This window comes from Methylobacterium sp. WL7 (assembly GCF_008040085.1).
In the GTDB taxonomy this organism is placed as follows: Bacteria; Pseudomonadota; Alphaproteobacteria; order Rhizobiales; family Beijerinckiaceae; genus Methylobacterium; species Methylobacterium mesophilicum.
Window position 1 is genome coordinate 1 of sequence record NZ_VRVG01000339.1, and the last position, 848, is coordinate 848.

The 848-nt window shown below is 46.9% G+C and carries 1 pseudogene; it reads left to right on the forward strand.

Going from position 1 to position 848, the window contains the following annotated elements:
- Nucleotides 1-44: 44 nt before the first annotated feature.
- A pseudogene (locus FV233_RS29650) lies at nt 45-848 on the forward strand (hypothetical protein); the annotation flags it as partial.

Sequence of the window (848 nt, forward strand, 5' to 3'; positions counted from 1 at the left end):
ATGTATAGGTCTGAACGGATATTACTTCTTTAATAGGAGCTGAAATGCTTGAGCCAATTGGTTTCATAACACTTTTTGCCGGTATTGTTTGTCTATCGATTGGGCATCGCGCAGCTAGTGTAGTTCTTGTCACTTCTACGCTGCTTGGTTCGGCGGCAGCACTACTTGTTGGCGCAGCGACAATACAGCCAGCGCACTTCTTCCTTGGTTTTGTTGCGATCACCGCATTAACTCGAACCAGAGAAGCCAATGCCGCTATTCATGCCTTAACGCCGCCGGCACCTGGCTTTTGGCTACTATGTATGGTGGCCTATGGGGTCATTGGTGGTCTATTTTTCCCACGTTTATTCGCCGGGGCTACATCTATTTTCCCAGTTGGAACGACGCAGTATGCTCCCAATAACTCAACTGTTCCGTTGGGTCCGACATCCGGGAACACCACACAGAGTATCTACTTAACTGCAGATCTAGTGTGCTACGCGTTAATATCTTCTGTTGCCGCGACGCATCGGGGTTTCTTCACGTTATTAAAAGCGCTGATTCTTTACGCACTTTTTAATATATTTTTTGCTGCGTTAGATGTTCTAACGTACTCAACGGGTACTCAGGGATTTCTTGATTTCATCAGGAACGCACAATATGCGTTGCATCTGGACGAACAGGTTGGCGATATCAAGCGTATCGCAGGATCGTTCACTGAGTCCTCTGCGTTTGCTCAAGCAACTTTAGGCGCACTCGGTTTTACTGGGACTTTAAGTCTATCTGGCTACCGCCCTTTATATACCGGGCAGTTAGCATTTGTCTCATTGATCCTCTTGATTTTATCCACATCCTCGACAGGTTTGGCG